This window comes from Pseudomonas sp. JS3066, assembly GCF_036328175.1.
Classification (GTDB): Bacteria; Pseudomonadota; Gammaproteobacteria; order Pseudomonadales; family Pseudomonadaceae; genus Metapseudomonas.
The window spans coordinates 5,189,178-5,208,277 of the sequence record NZ_CP143312.1 but is presented as its reverse complement, the minus strand read 5'-3'; the positions used below and the strand labels follow the sequence as shown (position 1 = coordinate 5,208,277).

General features: G+C 63.1%; 20 protein-coding genes and 1 tRNA gene. 7 read left to right on the top strand and 14 right to left on the bottom strand.

The genetic code is table 11. From position 1 onward, the window contains the following. Positions 1–184: 184 nt before the first annotated feature. The 12 genes from SA496_RS24465 to SA496_RS24410 form a co-directional block, all read right to left on the bottom strand. Positions 185–1,399 (bottom strand): methyltransferase, encoded by a 1,215-nt coding sequence (locus tag SA496_RS24465; protein ID WP_330115666.1) that lies wholly within the window; start codon positions 1,397–1,399, stop codon positions 185–187. An 84-nt stretch (positions 1,400–1,483) separates the two neighbouring features. After that, the gene (locus tag SA496_RS24460) at positions 1,484–2,173 is read right to left on the bottom strand and encodes an ABC transporter permease (RefSeq protein ID WP_120654081.1); all 690 of its coding nucleotides are present in this window, start codon (positions 2,171–2,173) and stop codon (positions 1,484–1,486) included. Beyond that, positions 2,170–2,865, bottom strand: a complete 696-nt coding sequence (locus SA496_RS24455) for an ABC transporter permease (RefSeq protein WP_120654082.1) — start codon at positions 2,863–2,865, stop codon at positions 2,170–2,172. The genes SA496_RS24460 and SA496_RS24455 overlap by 4 nt, the downstream gene beginning before the upstream one ends. Before the next feature lie 48 nt (positions 2,866–2,913). Next, on the bottom strand, positions 2,914–3,666 hold the full coding sequence (locus SA496_RS24450; protein ID WP_120654083.1) for an ABC transporter substrate-binding protein: 753 nt from the start codon (positions 3,664–3,666) through the stop codon (positions 2,914–2,916). Between the two features lie 20 nt (positions 3,667–3,686). Then, on the bottom strand, positions 3,687–4,460 hold the full coding sequence (locus SA496_RS24445) for an ABC transporter ATP-binding protein (RefSeq protein ID WP_120654084.1): 774 nt from the start codon (positions 4,458–4,460) through the stop codon (positions 3,687–3,689). A gap of 244 nt (positions 4,461–4,704) precedes the next feature. Beyond that, positions 4,705–6,705 carry a putative bifunctional diguanylate cyclase/phosphodiesterase gene (locus SA496_RS24440; RefSeq protein ID WP_330114612.1) on the bottom strand — a complete coding sequence of 667 codons (2,001 nt, stop codon included), beginning with the start codon at positions 6,703–6,705 and terminating at the stop codon, positions 4,705–4,707. A 6-nt stretch (positions 6,706–6,711) separates the two neighbouring features. After that, positions 6,712–7,263, bottom strand: a complete 552-nt coding sequence (locus SA496_RS24435) for a heme NO-binding domain-containing protein (RefSeq protein ID WP_120654086.1) — start codon at positions 7,261–7,263, stop codon at positions 6,712–6,714. A 161-nt stretch (positions 7,264–7,424) separates the two neighbouring features. Beyond that, a tRNA-Phe gene (locus SA496_RS24430) sits at positions 7,425–7,500 on the bottom strand. A 76-nt stretch (positions 7,501–7,576) separates the two neighbouring features. Continuing rightward, positions 7,577–7,849: an oxidative damage protection protein gene (locus SA496_RS24425; protein WP_077525683.1), complete on the bottom strand. Its 273-nt coding sequence runs from the start codon at positions 7,847–7,849 to the stop codon at positions 7,577–7,579. Then, positions 7,846–8,913: an A/G-specific adenine glycosylase gene (gene mutY, locus SA496_RS24420; protein ID WP_330114611.1), complete on the bottom strand. Its 1,068-nt coding sequence runs from the start codon at positions 8,911–8,913 to the stop codon at positions 7,846–7,848. The genes SA496_RS24425 and mutY overlap by 4 nt, the downstream gene beginning before the upstream one ends. Next, positions 8,910–11,141 (bottom strand): AsmA family protein, encoded by a 2,232-nt coding sequence (locus tag SA496_RS24415; RefSeq protein ID WP_330114610.1) that lies wholly within the window; start codon positions 11,139–11,141, stop codon positions 8,910–8,912. The genes mutY and SA496_RS24415 overlap by 4 nt, the downstream gene beginning before the upstream one ends. 158 nt (positions 11,142–11,299) lie before the next feature. Continuing rightward, complete coding sequence (locus SA496_RS24410; RefSeq protein ID WP_120654089.1) at positions 11,300–11,698, bottom strand: acetyl-CoA sensor PanZ family protein; 399 nt, start codon at positions 11,696–11,698, stop codon at positions 11,300–11,302. A gap of 130 nt (positions 11,699–11,828) precedes the next feature. On the opposite strand from SA496_RS24410, the gene hisB reads away from it, so the two are divergent. From hisB to SA496_RS24375, 7 genes are all read left to right on the top strand, one after another. Then, complete coding sequence (hisB, locus tag SA496_RS24405) at positions 11,829–12,422, top strand: imidazoleglycerol-phosphate dehydratase HisB (RefSeq protein WP_028629882.1); 594 nt, start codon at positions 11,829–11,831, stop codon at positions 12,420–12,422. Then, complete coding sequence (gene hisH / locus SA496_RS24400; RefSeq protein WP_120654090.1) at positions 12,422–13,060, top strand: imidazole glycerol phosphate synthase subunit HisH; 639 nt, start codon at positions 12,422–12,424, stop codon at positions 13,058–13,060. Before hisB ends, hisH begins: the two co-directional genes overlap by 1 nt. Positions 13,061–13,062: 2 nt before the next feature. Continuing rightward, positions 13,063–13,320 (top strand): DUF2164 domain-containing protein, encoded by a 258-nt coding sequence (locus SA496_RS24395; RefSeq protein ID WP_120654091.1) that lies wholly within the window; start codon positions 13,063–13,065, stop codon positions 13,318–13,320. A gap of 40 nt (positions 13,321–13,360) precedes the next feature. Further along, positions 13,361–14,098 (top strand): 1-(5-phosphoribosyl)-5-[(5-phosphoribosylamino)methylideneamino]imidazole-4-carboxamide isomerase, encoded by a 738-nt coding sequence (gene hisA / locus SA496_RS24390; protein ID WP_016495212.1) that lies wholly within the window; start codon positions 13,361–13,363, stop codon positions 14,096–14,098. Between the two features lie 180 nt (positions 14,099–14,278). Beyond that, positions 14,279–15,049: an imidazole glycerol phosphate synthase subunit HisF gene (gene hisF / locus SA496_RS24385; RefSeq protein ID WP_077525689.1), complete on the top strand. Its 771-nt coding sequence runs from the start codon at positions 14,279–14,281 to the stop codon at positions 15,047–15,049. 134 nt (positions 15,050–15,183) lie between these two features. Further along, a complete protein-coding gene (locus SA496_RS24380) occupies positions 15,184–15,939 on the top strand; it encodes a substrate-binding periplasmic protein (protein ID WP_120654092.1) in 756 nt (251 codons plus the stop codon). A gap of 160 nt (positions 15,940–16,099) precedes the next feature. Then, the gene (locus SA496_RS24375; RefSeq protein ID WP_120654093.1) at positions 16,100–16,855 is read left to right on the top strand and encodes a substrate-binding periplasmic protein; all 756 of its coding nucleotides are present in this window, start codon (positions 16,100–16,102) and stop codon (positions 16,853–16,855) included. A gap of 139 nt (positions 16,856–16,994) precedes the next feature. Here SA496_RS24375 and SA496_RS24370 read toward each other — a convergent pair whose 3' ends face one another. After that, positions 16,995–17,759 (bottom strand): divergent polysaccharide deacetylase family protein, encoded by a 765-nt coding sequence (locus SA496_RS24370; protein WP_330114609.1) that lies wholly within the window; start codon positions 17,757–17,759, stop codon positions 16,995–16,997. Position 17,760: 1 nt separating this feature from the next. Beyond that, positions 17,761–19,074, bottom strand: a complete 1,314-nt coding sequence (locus SA496_RS24365; protein WP_330114608.1) for a S41 family peptidase — start codon at positions 19,072–19,074, stop codon at positions 17,761–17,763. Positions 19,075–19,100: the final 26 nt, after the last annotated feature.

Here is a 19,100-nt window from a genome sequence, read left to right as displayed (position 1 = left end):
TTGGGTACGGTGGTTCTGGAAATTTGTGCGCTGTGTCTCGGAATTCGGCAGGTTGTTGTTTCTATTCGACTTTTGGTTTGCGATTAAAAAGTGATCAGTCCGCGTCGTTCGCGTAGACGGAGGCGTTTCGGCGGGTTGCCCAGATTTCATCAACAAAGTTATCCACAGGTTCTGTGGGTAAGGCTCAGCGTTCGGCCAGAATCAGGATGTTCCGTGGGGTGAGCTGAGTAGGGCAGAAGCTGCCGAGCCTCACCTGGTAGCCCTGCTCCTCGAGATACAAGGCTCGGTCCAGTAGCAGCCAGAGTTCCAGGGGCCGACGGAACAGGCTGCGGGGGAGTTCCAGGTTGCGCACCACGGCTAATCGTTGCCAGCCGGCGATTTCCAGTGCCTTCCAGTCGCATTCTGCTGGCTGAGGGAGTGCCTTTAGCTCGCAGAGGTCCACGCAGTACGCGGAGAATGGCTTGTCCAGCCAGTTGGTGGCGAGAGAGGGAACGGTTAGGTAGCTGTCTTCGCCAGTCAATTTCCGTTGCAGCAGGTCGAACGCCAGCCTTCGTGCCATGGAGTTGTCGCGCTGGCGGCGGTCGCGAGCGCCGGCGGTGACGGTTTCGCTCATCGGCAGGCGCAGGTCGGCTCGGCTGAGATGCAGTGTGGACGCCTTGGCTGCTGCGGAAAGCGGCTCATAGCTCGGCGTCCGGATGCGGTTGTAGCAGCAGGGGGCGACGGCCAGTTGGCGGCAACCGGCCTCGCTGGCCAGTTGCAGCAGGCGCACATGCAGATCGCCACAGGCGTGCAGCGCAACCGCGGTGTGCTCGGCCGCAACGTGGCGTATGGCGTTGTCGGCCAGGGCATCTTGCTCGCGGTGCTGGGCGGCGAGACCAAGACGCTGGCTGATTTGCTGGCCACCAGCTACCAGCCGCGGGTCGAGTTCGATGCAGGTCAGTGGTGTGCCGTCATGGGCCAGGCGCCGCCCCAGGTGCCCCTTGCCGGCGCACCAGTCCAGCCAATGCTCTGAGGACTGGCGAAAACCCAGTCGGCTGGCGAAGGCATTGATCTGCTGCCATTTGCGTCCGGGCACGTCCACCGTGAAGGCATTGGGTAGCGTTTCTGTCCATACCGCGGGCAGTTCGCCAATGCGGCAAAGTTCGGCGGAGCGAGCTGCAAGCTGTGGATAAGGGGCCGGCGCCTGCAATTCTTCAGGGCGATTGTGGATGGCGTCGGCATCGGCCAGGGAGCGTTCGCGGAGCCATTCGGCCAGCTCAGGATGCTCGCTCTCCCAAGGCAGCGTCAGTTCGGTGAAGGGGGCCGGTCGCCAGATCGACTGATGCGCGCAGAGGAATTCATCGAGGGCGGTGAAGCGTTCCCGCAGGTGCGGGCCTTGGAGGGGCGCGGGGCTGGTCATGCTGGCGAAGCGATTGGCGTCAGGGGCGGCGATTATAGCGCCGCCAAGGCCGCTCCTCATCCGGGGACGAGGAGCGGTCGAGGCTCAGCGGCCCTGGAGGGCATCCACCCGCAGTTTGTGCTCGAGCAGGCGGAAGGCCCGAACCAACACGTAGGCGATCAGCAGGTAGAAGAGGCCGGCGGCAAAGAATATCTCCACCGGCAGGTAGGTGCGGGCGATGATCGTCCGCGCCATGCCGGTGAGTTCCAGCAAGGTGACGGTACTGGCCAGGGCGCTGGCCTTGATCATCAGGATCACTTCGTTGCTGTAGGCGGGCAGGCCGATGCGCGCGGCGCGCGGCAGGATGATGTAGACCAGTGCCTGGAAGCGTGACATGCCGAGCGCCCGTGCTGCCTCGATCTCGCCTGGCGGAACGGCCTGGATGGCACCACGCAGGATTTCGGCGATGTAGGCCGCCGTGTGCATGGTCATGGTGATCACGGCGCACCAGAACGGGTCGCGCAGGTAGGGCCAGAGCGGGCCTTTGCGCACCGATTCAAACTGCGCCAGGCCGTAGTAGACCAGGAAGAGTTGCACCAGCAGCGGCGTGCCACGGAAGAAGAAAATGTAGCCGTAGGGCAGGGCGCGAACGTACCAGTGGCGCGATGCGCGGGCGATGCCCATTGGCAGCGCGAGGATCAGGCCGGCGACCACCGCAATGGTCACCAGCTCCAGGGTCAGGACTGCGCCTTGGGCCAGTTGCGGCAGGTATTTGAGGATGACTTCCCAGTTCATGCTGCGCTCCGCTTGAAGCCACGGCCTGCGCGCTTCTCAAGCCAATGCATGCCGATCATCGCAAGGATGGTCAGGCCCAGGTAGATGAAGGCGGCCACCATGTAGAAGGTGAACGGCTGCTTGCTGGCGGTCACGGCGATCTGCGAACGACGCATGATTTCCTCGAGGCCGATCACGGAGACCAGTGCGGTGTCTTTCATCAGGATCATGAACAGGTTGCCCAGACCCGGCAGAGCGATGCGCCACATCTGCGGCAGGATGACCCGCCAGAGGATGCGCGCCTTGGACAGTCCGAGGGCCATGCCGGCTTCTCTGTGTCCTTTCGGTATGGCCAGGATGGCGCCGCGGAAGACTTCGGTGGCGTAGGAGCCGAAGCACAGGCCCAGGGCAATGGTGCCGGCGGCGAAGGCGTTGAGTTCCAGTTCTGGAAGGCCCAGCCATTCGCCAAGGGTGCGCATCAGGTTGACCGTGCCGAAGTAGATCAGCAGCACCCAGAGCAGCTCGGGGACCCCGCGCACGATGGTGGAATAGGTGCCACCCAGCCACTGCAGTGGCTTGATGGAGGAAGTCCTGGCCAATGCACCGAGCAGGCCGAGCACCAGTCCCACCGCCAGCGCGGAAAGCGCCAACTTGATGGTCATGAGGGTGCCCGCGGCCAGGGCTGGGCCGAATCCGTAAAGGTCGAGGGTCATGAGAGCTCAAGCGCCGGTGCCGCGCGAGGGCGGCACCGGACGGGCAGGTCAGTAGATGCTGAAGGGGAAGTACTTGTCGTTGATCTTCTTGTAGGTGCCGTCGGCAACGATTTCCTTCAGCGCGGCGTTCAGCTTCTCGCGCAGCGGGTCACCCTTGCGCACGGCAATGGCGATCTTGTCGTTGTCGAATACCGGGTCGCCCTTGAACTCGAAGTCCTTGCCCGCGTCGCTCTTGAGCCATTCCCAGTTCACGAACTTGTCGGCCAACACGCCGTCGACGCGACCGGAGGACAGGTCGAGGTAGGCGTTTTCCTGGGTGTCGTACAGCTTGATGTCGACAACGTCCTTCATGTTGTCTTCCAGCCAGGTGCCGGCGATGGTCGCGCGCTGGGCGCCGATCACCTTGCCTTTCAGGCTTGCCTTGTCAGTCTTGAAGTCAGTGCCTTTCGGGGCAATGAACTGCAGCTTGTTGGTGTAATAGGGGTCGGTGAAGTCGACGGCCTGCTTGCGCTCTTCGGTGATGGACATGGAGGCGGCGAGGAAGTCGAATTTCTTGGCGTTCAGGGCGGGGATGATGCCGTCCCAGTCGGAGGTGACCACTTCGCACTCGGCCTTCATCTTGGCGCAGAGAGCCTGGGCGATCTCGACGTCGAAGCCGCCGGCCTGGCCGCTGGCATCGATCAGGTTGAAGGGAGGATAGGCGCCTTCGGTGCCGATCTTGAGCTTGTCGGCGGCGACGGCGCTGGTGCCGAAGGCGAGGGTAGCGGCCGCGGCCAGCAGAATCTTCTTGTAGTTCTTCATTACGCTCTTTGCTCCGTGTTTTAGCGATTGCTGGACATGAATTGTTTACAGCGCGCCGATTGCGGGTTGTCAAATACCTTCTCTGGCGGACCCTGCTCTTCTACCAGTCCCTGGTGAAGAAAAACCACTTCGCTGGAGACGTTCCGGGCGAAGTTCATTTCATGGGTGACCAGCAGCATGGTCCGGCCTTCCTCGGCCAGCGCGCGGATCACGTTAAGCACTTCTTGTACCATTTCCGGGTCCAGCGCCGAGGTGGGTTCATCGAACAGGATGACCTTCGGTTGCATGGCCAGGGTGCGGGCGATGGCCGCACGCTGCTGCTGGCCGCCGGAAAGCTGGGTCGGATAGACATGGCGCTTGTCGGCGATACCGACCTTGGCCAGCAGGGCTTCGGCGATTTCGGTGGCCTCGGCCTTGCTCTGGCCAAGCACGCGGCGTGGCGCTTCGATGATGTTGTCGAGCACCGTCATGTGCGGCCAGAGGTTGAAATTCTGGAAGACGAAGCCGATCTCGCTGCGCATGCGATTGATCTGCTTGTTGTCGGCGGCGACCAATTCGCCTGTGCGGCTCTGCTTGAGCTTGAGCTCTTCGCCAGCTACGAGGATCTGGCCCTGGTGAGGGTTTTCCAGGAGGTTGATGCAGCGCAGGAAGGTGGACTTGCCGGAGCCGGAGGAGCCGAGGATGGAGATCACATCACCGTCATTGGCGGTGAGGGATATGCCCTTGAGCACTTCGAGATCGCCGTAGCGTTTGTGCAGGTTGCGGATTTCAAGCGCTGGCGTGGCTTGGGCCATGGGGGGTCCTCTTGTTTTTCGTGGGCACTCTGGCGGTGGGGCGGCCTTCCTGGCGAGGGCAAGCTAGCATAGCGCTTTGCCACGCGAAAGCCGACGAAGGCCCCTTGGATGGCTCTATGGGCGTGTTTGTCGCATCGCTGCAGTTGCTTGTCGCGGTAGCAAAAAAGCCTCGGCTGCAGGCTGAAGTGCCCGGAAATTGCACCTTGGTGCAAGCTTTCTGCCTTTTTCCTTTTGGATCAATCAGTTATTGGATTGGCGTGACGAAAGCGCCGGGATCGGTCCCTGTTTGCCCAAGGGGCTGCGGTCTGTCCTGAAGCAGCGCGATGAGGGCGGGCTCGGGTAGGGGCTTGGCGAAGTAGTAGCCCTGGCCGAAATCACAGCCCAGGGATTTGAGAATCGTCAGGTGCCGTTGGGTCTCGACTCCTTCTGCAACGACTTCCAGTCCCAGGTTGCGGGCCAGGCTGAGGATGGTTTGCACGATTTGCAGGCCTTCCGGGCACTGGTCTAGCTGGATCATGAACGAGCGGTCGATCTTCAGGACGTCCAGCCGGAAGCGATGCAGGTAGCTCAGGGAGGAGTAGCCCGTGCCGAAGTCGTCGATGCTGATGCGTACGCCGAGGTCGTGTAGTTGCTGGAGCACGATGATGGTCCGCTCGGAGTCGGCCATGGATACGCTCTCGGTGATTTCCAAATGCACGCAATCTGGAAGGATGCCGGCTTCATTGATGATGGCGCGCACTTGCAGTACCAGGTCGTGTTGCGCGAACTGCCGGGCGGAGAGGTTGATGCTGACTGTCAGTGGCGGCTGAGTTGGCAGCTCGCGTTGCCAGCGAGCCACACTGCGGCAGGCTTCGCGCAGCACCCACAATCCGAGGGGCAGAATCAGTCCAGTATCTTCGGCAACCTGGATGAATTCGCCTGGGTAGACCAGGTCTCCTTCTGGAACCTGCCAGCGCACCAGTGCTTCGACACCGACCAGTTCCCCGCTGGCCAGGCAGACGATGGGCTGGTAATGGAGCACGAACTCGCCATTTTGCAGGGCGTTGCGCAGGCGTGTTTCCAGGGTCAGCCGGCCCACCGCCAGCTCGTGCAGGCTGTGGTCGAACATCTCGAAGCGGTGCTTGCCCAGCGTCTTGGCGCGATACATGGCGAGGTCCGCGTGGCGCAGGATTTCCTCGGCCGATTCGTAACCCAGGTCGCTTGGCGCGATACCGATGCTGGCGCTGATATAGAGCTGCTCGCCATTGATCAGGAAAGGTGGCTCCAGGGCGTCGAGAAGGCGCTCGGCGACTCGTACCGGGGCGTCGGGATTGCCGATGCAGTCCAGCAGGATGGTGAATTCATCGCCGCCCATGCGTGCCAGGGTGTCGGTCTGTCGCAGGCAGCCACCCAGGCGCGTGGCGACCTGGATGATCAACAAGTCGCCGGCGAGGTGTCCGAGGCTGTCGTTGACCAATTTGAAGCGGTCGAGGTCGATGAACAGGACGGCGAAGGCTGCTTCCCGGTGCCGGTTGCAGCGAGCTACCGCGCGGGATAGCCGATCAGAGAAGAGCGCGCGGTTGGGCAGGCCGGTCAGCGGATCATGGAAGGCGTCGACCAGTTGCTCTTCGGCGCGTTTGCGTTCGACCACTCGCCCCATCTGGACGCCGATCTGTGCCATCAGGTGCAGCAGCTTCTCATCGGGCTCCAGCACGCAGTTGGCGAAGAACTCCAGTACGCCGACGACCTCGCTGCCCGCCAACACAGGGAAGGCCGCCGCGGCCCGGAGGCCGGCTTGGCCCGCGGCATCCACGCGGCAAAATTCGGGGGTCTGACTGATATCGGCGATCCACGCCGGGGTGCCGCTGCAGAGCACGCGGCCAGGTAGGCCGAAGCCCGGAGGAAACTCCATGGTTTCGGTTACCTGGCGGAATTCGTGGAAGCGCTGCTCATCGGCGTAGTGCCAGATTGCAGCCGAGCGCAGCCGCGCTTCGCCTTCGACTTGGTCGGTCAGGTAGGCGTGGCCGATCTGCCAGCCGGTGTACTGGCAGACGCTGGCTACAGTGAAACTCAGTCCGTCGGCTACGGTCGCGGCACCGTTGGCGGCATCGGCGATGGATTCGAGCAATTGCAGCTGCAGTTGTTTTTCGTAGAGTTCGCGCAGGCCGTGCTCGGCTATCTGCTCCGCTTCCAGGCGCGCCTGGTGTTCGCGTTGCAGGCGCCGGCGAAGTTTGTCGGCTTCCGGATCGCGCGATGCACCGTCCATGCTCGATCAGCCCTGGCAATTGCCGTAGAAGGTGATTCGGCAGCGGCATTCATTGTCGCCGCGGTGCATGCAGGCAAGGTGGTCGATGCCCAGGGACTCTCCAAAATGCATCGCCGCACCCTCGATGAAGCCGTGGGCCAGAGCACATAGGCGGCGTGGCGAGCGGTAGGTCATCATCAGTGTGCCGTCGGGGTCGTCGCGGAACCCGAAAGTGGGAACGTCCGCGCCGGGATAGATCATGCGAACTTCGGGATGAATGATCTGATTGACGCTGAGGATGAAGGAGTGCGTCGAGTCGTGGGCATCGAAATAGGCCGGGTAGCGTTTGGCTAATAACGGCATGGCCTCGCGGCCGAACCAGCGCAGCACTTCGAAGGAGGGCATGTCGAGGGCCTCGGCGGCGGCGGCCACCAGGCGGTAGATGTGTTCGTCGGGGTAGCTGCCGAGGGCCGTGTATACACCGTCCAGGCCGCTGCCATCCAAAAGGGCGTCCCAGGCATCTTCGCCCTGGTGCCGGGTGACCACTTCTTCGAGCAGGTTGAAGACGATTCCCTTCATGCAGCCCCCCCAGGTGCCCTCGGGTCGAGTCCCGTTGGGGGCTGCTTCGAGGCGCTTCGCAGTGAGGTTAGCAGCGCCGTTCATATCGTGCCCGGCGGCTTTGAGGGGTGCTGAAAACAAAAAGCCCCAGCACATGGCCGGGGCTCTTTGGATGGTATTAGTGGTGCCCAGGGACGGAATCGAACCGCCGACACGGGGATTTTCAATCCCCTGCTCTACCAACTGAGCTACCTGGGCAACGGGGCGCTATTAAACGGATTTGCCGGCCCCTCGTCAACACCCTTTTGAAAATTTTTTTAGTTATTACGGGCGCTTACGCGCTTGGGGGGACGTAACCCTCTGCCTGGGCGTAGTCCTCGCCGGAAAGGAACTTGTCCATTTCAGCCTGTAGGAACTTGCGGTCCTCGGCGTTCATCATGTTCAGGCGGCGCTCGTTGATCAGCATGGTCTGGTGGGCCTGCCACTCATCCCAGGCCTTCTTCGAGACGTTGTTGAAGATGTCCTCGCCCTTGGCGCCCGGATACGGCGGACGCTCGAGGCCCGGCAGTTCCTCTTTGTATTTGCGGCACATGATGGTGCGGGTCATCGCGGTTCTCCTGCATTCAATACGTCGGCCGCGCGCTTGAGCAGCTTCTTCACCGGGGCTGCTAGCCCCAGGCGCGGCGGGGTGGCGAGGTTATACCAGAGCCAGTCGCCCTCGGCCACGGCGGGGGCGCTGCCTTCCACGGCCACCAGCCAGGGCTCGATGGCTAACTGGAAGTGACTGAACGTATGCGTCAGGCCGGGCAGTTCGCGGCGCTCGCCAAGGCGCAAGGCATGCTGGCTCGCCAGCGGGGCGAGCGCGTCGAGATCGTCCATTTCCGGCAGGCTCCAGAGCCCGCCCCAAAGTCCGCTCGATGGCCGGCGGTAAAGCAGGATGGAGCCATCTCGGCTGGCCAGCAGGGGCATCAGCGTGCGCTTCTGCGGCAGGGACTTGCGCGGCTTCGGGACGGGGTAGTGGGTCTCCCGGCCAAGCTGGTGCGCGCGGCAGTCTTTCTGTAGCGGGCACAGCAGGCAGCTGGGCTTGCTGCGGGTACAAAGGGTGGCGCCCAGGTCCATCATCGCCTGGGTGTAGTTGTTGACCCGCGCGTGAGGGGTGAAGCGCTCGGCTACTTCCCAGAGCTGCTTTGCCACTTTCGGCTCGCCCGGGTAACCGTCCTGCGCGACGTAGCGGGCCAGTACGCGCTTGACGTTGCCGTCGAGAATCGGTGCGCGCAATCCCATGGACAGGCTGGCGATGGCGCCGGCGGTGGAGCGGCCAATACCCGGCAGCTCCGCGAGTTGGTCTACATCGCGCGGGAATTCGCCGCCGTACTCGGCCACGACCTGCTTCGCGGTCTTCTGCAGGTTGCGGGCGCGAGTGTAGTAGCCAAGGCCGGTCCAGAGGTGCAGCACTTCGTCTTCCGGCGCTGCGGCCAGGTCCTGCACGCTGGGCAGGGCTTCCATGAACCGGTCGAAGTAACCCAGGACCGTGCTGACCTGGGTCTGCTGCAGCATGATTTCGGATACCCAGACGCGATAGGGAGTAATGCCCTGCTGCCAGGGCAGATCCTTGCGGCCGTGGCCGTCGTACCAGTCGAGTACGGCGCCGGAGAACTGCTCGGGGGTCATCGTTTGAACAGCCCCTTGAGCGCGTCCTTGAGTTCCGGGCTGACCTTGTCGCCGAGCTTTTCTTCGAGTTTTTCGTTGAGCTTGTCTCCGGCCAGCTTGGCGGCGACCTTGCCCATGCCGTCCTTGTCCAGACGACAGGCCTTGGCGCCCAGTTCCAGCGGGCCGCGGCAGCGCAGTGGCCACTCGATGCCGACATAGCGCTCGTTGACCTGGCAGGCCGGGTCCGGCATTGCGCTCTTGTCACCTTCGATGATCACGCCGACGCGGTAGTCCAGGCCAAGCACGCGCAGGTCCACGGCTCCGTCGCCCTTGACGCTCAGGCCGGGAATGCTGGCGAGCAGGTCGGGGTTGGTGGCTACGCCGTTGTTGAAGGCGAGGGAGCCCTTGAGTTCGCGGAAGGGGGTCTCGCTGCCACCGCGGGTTTCACTCAGGCTCTTGCGATTAAGGGTGGCGATGCCCTGGCAAAGCTGCTGTTCGAGGTTGGCGTCGAGCAATGCCCCGTCGTTCAAGGCAAAGCTGGCCGTGCCGTTAAGGCCATCGATCCACGCCTTCTGGCTATTGCCGCTGCTGGTGATGTTGGTGTTGAGGTCGAGCAGGCCGCGCACCGGGGGTTTCTGGTCCTGGGCCTGGAGGAGTTTCTCCACCGGCACGTTGTTGATGCGTTTCTGCGCCTTGAGCAGCGGCACGGCCGGACGCGCGTCGATCTGCGCGTTGGCCACGAAGCTGCCGCCGAACAGGCCACCGCGCAGGTCTTCCAGTGTCAGCAGGCCGCCTTTGCCGTTGGCCTTGAGGCTGACGTCATCCATGGGCAGCTTGTCGACGGTGAGCTGGCCGAAGTTAAGGGTGGCCTCAAGGTCGACCTTGCGCAGCTGATCCACAGGCAGTACCGGGTTTTCGCTCCAGGCAGCCTGGGTAGGCGCATTGGGCAGAGGCGTGTTGCCCTGGCTGGCTGCGGCCACGGCGGGCTTCACCTCGGCCTGGCGGGCGGTCTGGGCTTCCTGTTTGGCCTTGGACTTGGGCGGCAGGTAGCGATCGAGGTCCAGCTTGTCGCCCTTGAGCTGAATGCGTACGGCTTTCCTGGCGAAGTCAGCCACGGCCAGGCGGCCACTGAGGGTACTGTCGTCGAGCTTCAGGTTCAGGCCTTCAAGAGCGAGGCTGTTGGCGCTGCCGTTGAGCTTGGCGACCAGCTCGAGTTTCTGCAGGGTCGTGGCGTCGCTCATCGGCGGCAACTCCACGCCGATGCCGGTGAGGAATTCGCGCAGATTGAGTGGGGCGATGGACAGGCCGCCTTCCAGCCGCGCGTCCTTGTCCAGGTCATGCACTTTCAGTTCGCCGAGGGCGCGCAGCTGGTTGCCTGACAGCTTGAGTCCGTTCCACTCGGCGACGTTCGCTGCCAGGTCGGCCAGCAGTTGGCCCTGGGCATTGAAGGTAAGGGTCTTGCCCTTGAACGGTTCGCCCGAGGCTTCGCCGTTCAGCTTCAGGTCTTCCAGCTGGTAGCGCTTGAGTGCGCGTTCGAAGCGCAGGTTGGCAACGAGTTCGGTCTTGGCGCGCAGTACCGGTTGGTTGGTGCCAAAGAAGGCGCTGAGCTTGAGTGGAATACTGGCGCCTTCGCGGATGGCGCCTGTGGTCAGCTCGATGCCTTCAGCGCTGAATTGCTTGCCGCTCTTGGCATCGGTGTAGTCGATGCGGGCGTTGTGCACGGTGAGGCTGTCGATATCCAGTTTGATCGGGCGTGCGGGCTCTTCGTCACTGGGTGCCGGTTTGGTCTCTTCCGCAGGGGCGCTGGGCGTTGGGGTGCCTGTCTGGGCGGTTTCCGGCGCCTTGGCCGGGCGGCCGATATCTTCCCAATTACCGCGGCCTTTTTCGTCGCGCTGCAGGTCAAGGTTGAGACCTTCTACACGGATGTCGCTCATCTGCACTTCACGGCGCAGCAGTGGCAGTACGCGCACCGACAGGCCAATCATGTCGAGATTGGCGAAAGGTTTTTCCGGGGTGACGGCGCTGGCCAGGGTCGCCTGGTGCAGTTCGAGGCCAAGCCAGGGGAACAGGCTCCAGCCGATATCGCCGTTCAGGGTAAGTTCCAGGTTGGCCTTGTCCCGGGCCAGTTGCTGGATTTCATCCTTGTAGTCGTTCGGGTCGAACAGGTGGGTCAGGGCGAAGCCCAGGGCCACTATGATCAGCAACAGCCCGACGAAGATAAGGCCCAGAATTTTGCCGAAGGCTTTCATTGGCCAGTCCTTGTGGTGGATCGTGTGTGAATTGAAGGTGCCGAGTATAGCGCCGGGCCATTAGCGATGGCGCGTGGCGGCACGAGGCTCGGTACCCTGGTCAGGGACTTTGGATGGTGATTTTCGCCGTCGGTTCAGCGCAGCGGCCGGGCGTTGGCTTAGAGGCTTTCCAGCGGCAGGTGCAGATGCGCGGCCAGTGCCTGGCATTCCAGGTGGTCCAGTGGAGCGGCCAGGTGCAGAGATTTGCCTGATTCCCGTGCCAGGCGTACGGCTTCTTCCACAATTCGACGGCCGACGCCGCGATGGCGGGTTACTTTGCGCACGCACAGATGGGACAGTCGCCAATGAGTTTCGCCGCGCTCCAGAAGGGCTGCGCCCAGCAGGCGGTCGTTGAAACGCCCCGTAAAAAGCAGGCCATCGGCCTCGCCGCATGTCACCAGTTCCGCCGCGCTGGCGTAGGGCGCAAGCAACCAGTCAGGGGCGTCGGCGTAGATTTTCGCCAGGTCGCCACGGTCCTGTTCGGAGGGGCTGTTCGGGGTCTCGACGATCACGGGCATGGTGGCTCCTGGAGGGCATTGCGGGCGCGGCCCGGCAGTGTAAACGCCGCCGACCGTCGTCGGTAGCGGCGCCAATGGCCTGCGGCCTATAATGGCGCTCTTTTTCGTGAGCCTTTTTGTGGAGCTGGTGATGGCCGAACGCACGGCGTCCGTCGAACGCAATACCCTGGAAACCCAGATCAAGGTTTCGATCAACCTGGATGGCACCGGCAAGGCACGCTTCGATATCGGCGTACCTTTCCTCGAGCACATGCTCGACCAGATCGCCCGTCATGGCCTGATCGACCTGGATATCGAGTGCAAGGGCGATCTGCATATCGACGACCACCATACCGTGGAAGACGTCGGTATCACCCTTGGCCAGGCCTTCACCCAGGCGATCGGCGACAAGAAGGGCATCGTCCGCTATGGCCATTCCTATGTGCCCCTGGATGAAGCCCTGTCTCGCGTGGTCATCGACTTCTCCGGCCGTCCCGGCCTGCAGATGCACGTGCCCTTCACCCGTGCCGTGGTTGGTGGCTTCGACGTCGACCTGTTCCAGGAATTCTTCCAGGGCTTCGTCAACCACGCTCTGGTGAGCCTGCACATCGACAACCTGCGTGGCCATAACACCCACCACCAGATCGAGACCGTGTTCAAGGCATTCGGTCGTGCCCTGCGCATGGCCGTCGAGCGTGATCCGCGCATGGCTGGCCAGATGCCCTCCACCAAGGGCGTGCTCTGATGCAGACGGTTGCAGTCATCGACTACGGCATGGGCAACCTGCACTCGGTCGCAAAGGCTCTGGAACACGTCGGTGCAGGCCGCGTCCTGGTCAGCAGTGACGCCAACGTGATCCGCGAAGCCGACCGGGTGGTTTTCCCCGGTGTTGGCGCCATCCGCGATTGCATGGCCGAGATCCGTCGCCTGGGCTTCGACGAGCTGGTACGCGAAGTCAGCAAGGATCGCCCGTTCCTCGGCATCTGCGTCGGCATGCAGGCGCTGCTGGAGCGCAGCGAAGAGAACGACGGCGTCGATTGCATCGGCCTGTTCCCTGGCCAGGTACGCTTCTTCGGCAAGGGCCTGGTGGAAGATGGCGAGCACCTGAAGGTGCCGCACATGGGCTGGAACGAGGTGGAGCAGAGCGTCGCCCACCCGCTCTGGCACAACATTCCCGACCGCGCGCGTTTCTACTTCGTGCACAGTTATTACATCGAGGCGGGCAATCCCAAGCAGGTGGCCGGTCGCGGCCATTACGGCAAGGACTTCGCCGCGGCGCTGGCCGAGGGTTCGCGCTTCGCCGTGCAGTTCCACCCGGAAAAGAGCCACACCCACGGCCTGCAGTTGTTGCAGAACTTCGCCGCCTGGGACGGCCGCTGGTAAGCATGAGCCGCGCGAAGAAGGCCCCGGGCCTGCAACTCGACGCCGCCCAGACCGACACTGCGGTGCTGGCGATCAAGCGTTTCATGGCTGATCGCTTCGAGCTGGAGCTGGGGTCCTTCGAGGCTGAGGAAGTGCTCGACTTCTTCGCTCGGGAATTCGCGCCGCATTTCTACAACAAGGCGATCTTCGATGTGCAGGCGCACCTGAAAGACAGGTTCGAGAGCATCGAAAGCGACTTGTGGGCGCTCGAGAAAGACTGAGCGTCAAGCCGATACCACTGACTTCGAACAGGTTGAACCGATGCTGATTATCCCCGCTATCGATCTGAAGGACGGCGCCTGCGTGCGTTTGCGCCAGGGCCGCATGGAAGACTCCACCGTATTCTCCGACGACCCGGTGAGCATGGCTGCCAAATGGGTGGAAGGTGGCTGCCGTCGCCTGCACCTGGTGGACCTCAACGGTGCCTTCGAGGGCAAGCCGGTGAACGGTGAGGTGGTCACTGCAATCGCCAAGCGCTATCCGAACCTGCCGATCCAGATTGGCGGCGGTATCCGCTCCCTGGAAACCATCGAGCACTACGTCAAGGCCGGTGTCAGCTACGTGATCATCGGCACCAAGGCGGTGAAAGAGCCTGAGTTCGTCACCGAGGCCTGCAAGGCTTTCCCGGGCAAGGTCATCGTCGGCCTGGATGCCAAGGATGGATTCGTCGCCACTGACGGCTGGGCTGAAGTCAGCAGCGTGCAGGCCGTCGACCTGGCCAGGCGTTTCGAGGCTGATGGCGTCTCCGCCATCGTCTACACCGACATCGCCAAGGACGGGATGATGCAGGGGTGCAACGTCGAGGCTACTGCAGCCCTGGCCGCTGCCAGCCGCATCCCGGTGATCGCTTCCGGTGGTATCCACAACCTCGGTGACATCGAGAAGCTGCTCGCCGCCAAGGCCCCCGGCATCATCGGTGCCATTACCGGCCGCGCCATCTACGAAGGCACCCTGGACGTCGCCGAGGCCCAGGCCTTCTGCGACAGCTACAAGGGTTAATCGACGGCTAACGGTGCGCGCGGCGCACCCTGCGATAGCTGAAGCCCTCTCTGGCCGAGCGAGCCGCTCAGCCACCAGGCGCCTGGCGCGCAGCGACGAGACAGTACTTCAGGACGGCGAGGAGCGAGCACCACGCAACGACGTGGATGTGCGGCGCAGCCGGTAACAGAGGGTTTCAGTATGGCTTTGGCAAAACGCATCATCCCCTGCCTCGACGTGGACAACGGCCGCGTGGTCAAGGGCGTCAAGTTCGAGAACATCCGCGACGCCGGTGACCCGGTGGAAATCGCCCGCCGCTACGACGAGCAGGGCGCCGACGAGATCACCTTCCTCGACATCACTGCCAGCGTCGACGGTCGTGATACCACCCTGCACACCGTCGAACGCATGGCCAGCCAGGTGTTCATCCCGCTGACCGTTGGCGGTGGCGTGCGCACCGTGCAGGACATCCGCAATCTGCTCAATGCCGGCGCCGACAAGGTATCGATCAACACGGCCGCGGTCTTCACGCCCGAGTTCGTTGGCGAGGCCGCCGCGCGTTTCGGCTCGCAGTGCATCGTGGTCGCGATCGACGCCAAGAAGGTTTCCGCACCTGGGGAAACACCGCGCTGGGAAATTTTCACCCATGGCGGGCGCAAACCCACTGGCCTCGACGCCGTGGCCTGGGCGAAGAAGATGGAAGACCTGGGGGCCGGCGAGATTCTTCTCACCAGCATGGACCAGGACGGCGTGAAGAGCGGCTATGACCTTGGCGTGACCCGTGCCATCAGCGAAACCGTCGGGATTCCGGTGATCGCCTCCGGCGGCGTCGGCAATCTTGAGCACTTGGCGGCCGGTATTCTCGAAGGCAAGGCTGACGCCGTGTTGGCAGCCAGTATCTTCCACTTCGGTGAGTACACCGTGCCCGAGGCCAAGGCGTATCTCGCCAGCCGTGGAATCCTCGTGCGCTGAGCACGATTCTTGCCTAGCATTCGCCCAGGCTGTCTGCGTGACGGACTTCGCAGCCTGGGTTGCTGATGCCCGAGCCTTGCTCCCGCAAGGTTAAGCTCAGCGCATTTCCCATCTCTCCTGGAAGGTAGTCGCATATGTCGAAACGCCTGCTGCTGGCGCTGGCTGGCACCCTGATGGTGTTTGTCGGCGCCGCCCGCGCCGAAGTGGATGAGAACTACAGCGTCGTTCTCCTGACCGAAAACTTCCCGCCCTACAACATGTCGATCAACGGGAAGAACTTCGCCCAGGAAGACAACATCGACGGTATCGCCGTCGACATCGTGCGTGAGATGTTCAAGCGCGCCGGGGTCAAGTACAGCCTGACCCTGCGCTTCCCCTGGGATCGTATCTACAAGCTGGCGCTGGAGAAGCCGGACTACGGCGTCTTCGTGACTGCTCGACTGCCTGAGCGTGAGCAGTCCTTCAAGTGGGTCGGCCCGATCGGTCCGGATGACTGGATCATGCTGGCCCGTGCCGACAGCCAGATCGCACTCGGCAGCCTGGAAGATGCGCGCAAGTACAAGGTGGGTGCCTACAAGGGCGACGCTATCGCCGAATACCTGGGCCAGCAGAAGCTCGAGCCCATCACCGCCCTGCGCGACCAGGAAAACGCGAAGAAACTGGAGAAGGGGCAGATCGATCTCTGGGCAACCGGCGATCCGGCTGGCCGTTACCTGGCCAAGCAGGAAGGCGTGGGCGGCCTGAAGACCGTGCTGCGTTTCAACCAGGCCGAGCTGTTCCTGGCGCTGAACAAGGAGGTCCCCGACGAAGTGGTGAAGAAGCTGCAGGGCGCGCTGGACCAGATGCGCGCCGAAGGTTTCGTCGACGAGATTCTCAACAGCTACCTGTAACGGGTAGCGCTTCGAAAGTAGTTACAAGACCTCAGCGACCGGCCAAAAGCCGGTCGCTTGCCATGGAAGGCAGGACGGGTCGAGCCGTACGTCCGTGGGTGGGGAGCCCACGCAAGGAAGCCGCTTAGCCACAACCACAAATCAAGCGAGCGGTATGACAATGCAGAAGTTGATCCAACGTGCCCTGACCCTGGGCCTGATGTTCCTCGCCTTCACAGCGCGCGCCGAAGTGCCGGCGGATTACAAGGTGGTGTTGCTCACCGAGAACTTCCCGCCGTTCAACATGGCGGTGGATGACAAGAACTTTGCCCGTGACGACGGAATCGACGGTATCAGCACCGATATCGTGCGCGAGATGTTCAAGCGCGCCGGCATCAACTACAGCCTGACCCTGCGCTTCCCCTGGGACCGCCTCTATCGCCTGACCCTGGACAAGCCCAGCTACGGCCTGTTCTCCACCACCTTCACCCCTGAGCGCCAGCCACTGTTCAAGTGGGTCGGCCCCATTGCCAAGACCGAGTGGGTGCTGCTTGCCGCACCGGGCAACAACCTCAGCGTCAAGGACCTGAAAAGCGCCTCCCAGTATCGAATCGGCGCCTACAAGAACGATGCGGTCAGCCAGCACCTGGAGAGCCAGGGCATGGCACCGCAGAACGCCCTGCGCGACCAGGAAAACGTGAAGAAGCTGCTCAAGGGCCAGATCGACCTCTGGGCCACCACCGATCCGGTGGGCCGTTACCTGGCCAAGCAGGAAGGCGTCACCGGTCTGCAGACCGTGCTGCGCTTCAACAGCGCCGAGCTCTATCTGGCCTTCAACAAGGACACGCCGGACGAGGTCATCGAGCGCCTGCAGAAGGCTCTCGACCAGATGCGCAGCGACGGTTACGTCGACGAGATCACCCAGAACTATCTGTAATCGCCGGTTTATTCGCGATGCTTTTCTGTAGGGGCGATTTCAATCGCCAAGGGCGGCGAAGCCGCCCCGTGAGGGCTTGCAGGGCAGACCTGCGGCCTGCTTGGCGAATGAATTCGCCCCTACAAGGTGTCCCGACCGCCTACCGGTAAACCCCCGCCTTGCCATGGGCCGCCATGGCTCGATTGCCGCGCAGGGCGATCAGCATTTCCACATCGATCAGTTCGAAGCCCCTTTCCTTCAGGCGCGGCAACTCGCGCTCGAGCAGCTCCAGGGTCGCCGGATGCGGATGGCCGATCATCAGTGCCGAGCCTTGCTTTCGCGCGAGCTTGAGGGCGGCATCGAACTGCGCGGCTATGGCGGCCGGGCTCTGGTCGTCATCGAGGAAAATGTCCCGCGAGAGGCTGGGCAGCCCGACTTTCTGGGCTTCGGCGGCGGCCACCGTGGCGGCGCTGGTGCGGCTGTCGATGAAGAAGCGGTGCTCCTGCTGCAGGCGATGCATCAGCCAGGACATGGCTGGGCGCTGGGCGGTCATGCGGCTGCCCATGTGGTTGTTCAGGCCGCGTGCGTAAGGCACCTGGCGCAGTGCGGAGTCGAGGCGCTTCTCAAGCTCGGCTGTGGATAACTCAGGGCGCCAGGCGTAAGGACCGGTGGCCGGGTCCATGGGTAGGTGCAGCATCACGGTCTTGCCTGCTGCGTGAGCGGCCTCGGCCAGTTCGCGGGAGTGGCGGGCATCCGGCAGGATGGAAAGCGCCACCGGGCCGGGTAGGGCAAGGACGCGACGGTCTCGGACGGGGGTCTGGCCCAGGTCATCGATCACCAGGGCCAGCCGCGCGACAGGGGCGGCCCAGGCACCAGCTGCCGTCGCGCTCAACCACAGCGCCAGCAGCCAGATGCCCCATTTCATGTCAGTTCTTGCGAGTGACGTTCAGGCCTTTCAACAGGTTGAGGGCCTGACTGAGTTGGAAGTCGTCGTCCTGCGGGCGTGGTTCCGCGGATTTCTTGCTCGAACTCGGGCGGTCTGCGCCGCCATTGCCATTGCCGAGGTGGCCTGCGAGGTCGGCTTCCTTGAAGGTTTCGCCGTCCTGCTCGCGGGTTACCTTGGCACGTGCTACCTCGATATCCGGGACGATGCCCTGGGCCTGGATCGAGCGGCCGTTCGGGGTGTAGTAGAGCGCAGTGGTCAGCTTCAGGGCGCGGTCGTTGTTCAGCGGCAGAACGGTCTGCACCGAACCCTTGCCGAAACTGTCGGTGCCCATCAGAACACCACGCTTGTGGTCCTGCAGCGCGCCGGCAACGATCTCGGCTGCCGAGGCACTGCCGCCATTGATCAGCACCACCAGTGGTACGCCTTCACTGGCGTCGGCTGGGTCGGCGGAGAAGCGAAGCTCGGAGTTGGCGATGCGGCCCTTGGTGTAAACGATCAGACCCTTACGCAGGAAGTGGTCGGAGACTTCCACTGCTGACTGCAACACGCCGCCTGGGTTGTTGCGCAGGTCCAGGACCAGGCCGGAAAGCCGGCTGCCGTTGTCCTTGCGCAGCTTGGCCAGGGCCTTGCCGACTTCTTCGCCGGTGTTGACCTGGAACTGGGTGATGCGCAAGTAGCCATAGCCTTTCTCGAGCAGCTGGCTCTTCACGCTCTTGACCTTGATCGCGGCGCGCACAAGTTCAACGTCGAAGGGCTGCCCGCCATCGCGCACCAGGGTCAGGGTGATCTTGCTGCCGGCCTTGCCGCGCATCTTGTCGACCGCCTCCATCAGCGAGATGCCCTTGGTCGGCTGGCCGTCGATCTTCACGATCAGGTCGCCAGGCTGGATGCCGGCCTTGGATGCCGGCGTGTCATCGATGGGGGAAACCACCTTGACGAAGCCGTCCTCGGTGCCGACCTCGATGCCGAGGCCGCCGAATTCACCACTGGTGCTTTCCTGCAGCTCCTGGAAGTCTTCTGGCTCCAGGTAGGCGGAATGCGGGTCGAGGTTGCTGAGCATGCCCTTGATGGCGTTTTCCAGCAGGGTCTTGTCGTCAACTGGCTCGACGTATGCGGATTTGATGCGGTCCAGCACCTCGGCGAAGGTTCGCAGCTCGTCCAGTGGCAGCGGCGCCTTGCCGTTCACCGCGGTGGCAGGGAGGGTTGCCGGCTCCTCGGCGGCCAGCAGCTGCGGGGCGCCACCGAGCAGCGCCAGTGCCATGGCCAGGGAAGTGAGGCGGGACAAATGCGGCATGCGAAACTCCTGCTAGATGGGATGGC

Bases quoted from the DNA above. Each gene is read 5' to 3' on its own strand.
- hisF (WP_077525689.1), top strand. From the start codon at position 14,279: ATGGCTTTGGCAAAACGCATCATCCCCTGCCTCGACGTGGACAACGGC.
- SA496_RS24380 (WP_120654092.1), top strand. From the start codon at position 15,184: ATGTCGAAACGCCTGCTGCTGGCGCTGGCTGGCACCCTGATGGTGTTT.
- SA496_RS24395 (WP_120654091.1), top strand. From the start codon at position 13,063: ATGAGCCGCGCGAAGAAGGCCCCGGGCCTGCAACTCGACGCCGCCCAG.
- SA496_RS24365 (WP_330114608.1), bottom strand. From the start codon at position 19,074: ATGCCGCATTTGTCCCGCCTCACTTCCCTGGCCATGGCACTGGCGCTG.
- SA496_RS24375 (WP_120654093.1), top strand. From the start codon at position 16,100: ATGCAGAAGTTGATCCAACGTGCCCTGACCCTGGGCCTGATGTTCCTC.
- SA496_RS24445 (WP_120654084.1), bottom strand. From the start codon at position 4,460: ATGGCCCAAGCCACGCCAGCGCTTGAAATCCGCAACCTGCACAAACGC.
- SA496_RS24425 (WP_077525683.1), bottom strand. From the start codon at position 7,849: ATGACCCGCACCATCATGTGCCGCAAATACAAAGAGGAACTGCCGGGC.
- hisH (WP_120654090.1), top strand. From the start codon at position 12,422: ATGCAGACGGTTGCAGTCATCGACTACGGCATGGGCAACCTGCACTCG.
- SA496_RS24465 (WP_330115666.1), bottom strand. From the start codon at position 1,399: ATGACCAGCCCCGCGCCCCTCCAAGGCCCGCACCTGCGGGAACGCTTC.
- SA496_RS24455 (WP_120654082.1), bottom strand. From the start codon at position 2,865: ATGACCCTCGACCTTTACGGATTCGGCCCAGCCCTGGCCGCGGGCACC.
- hisA (WP_016495212.1), top strand. From the start codon at position 13,361: ATGCTGATTATCCCCGCTATCGATCTGAAGGACGGCGCCTGCGTGCGT.
- SA496_RS24440 (WP_330114612.1), bottom strand. From the start codon at position 6,705: ATGGACGGTGCATCGCGCGATCCGGAAGCCGACAAACTTCGCCGGCGC.
- SA496_RS24370 (WP_330114609.1), bottom strand. From the start codon at position 17,759: ATGAAATGGGGCATCTGGCTGCTGGCGCTGTGGTTGAGCGCGACGGCA.
- SA496_RS24415 (WP_330114610.1), bottom strand. From the start codon at position 11,141: ATGAAAGCCTTCGGCAAAATTCTGGGCCTTATCTTCGTCGGGCTGTTG.
- hisB (WP_028629882.1), top strand. From the start codon at position 11,829: ATGGCCGAACGCACGGCGTCCGTCGAACGCAATACCCTGGAAACCCAG.
- SA496_RS24435 (WP_120654086.1), bottom strand. From the start codon at position 7,263: ATGAAGGGAATCGTCTTCAACCTGCTCGAAGAAGTGGTCACCCGGCAC.
- SA496_RS24450 (WP_120654083.1), bottom strand. From the start codon at position 3,666: ATGAAGAACTACAAGAAGATTCTGCTGGCCGCGGCCGCTACCCTCGCC.
- mutY (WP_330114611.1), bottom strand. From the start codon at position 8,913: ATGACCCCCGAGCAGTTCTCCGGCGCCGTACTCGACTGGTACGACGGC.
- SA496_RS24410 (WP_120654089.1), bottom strand. From the start codon at position 11,698: ATGCCCGTGATCGTCGAGACCCCGAACAGCCCCTCCGAACAGGACCGT.
- SA496_RS24460 (WP_120654081.1), bottom strand. From the start codon at position 2,173: ATGAACTGGGAAGTCATCCTCAAATACCTGCCGCAACTGGCCCAAGGC.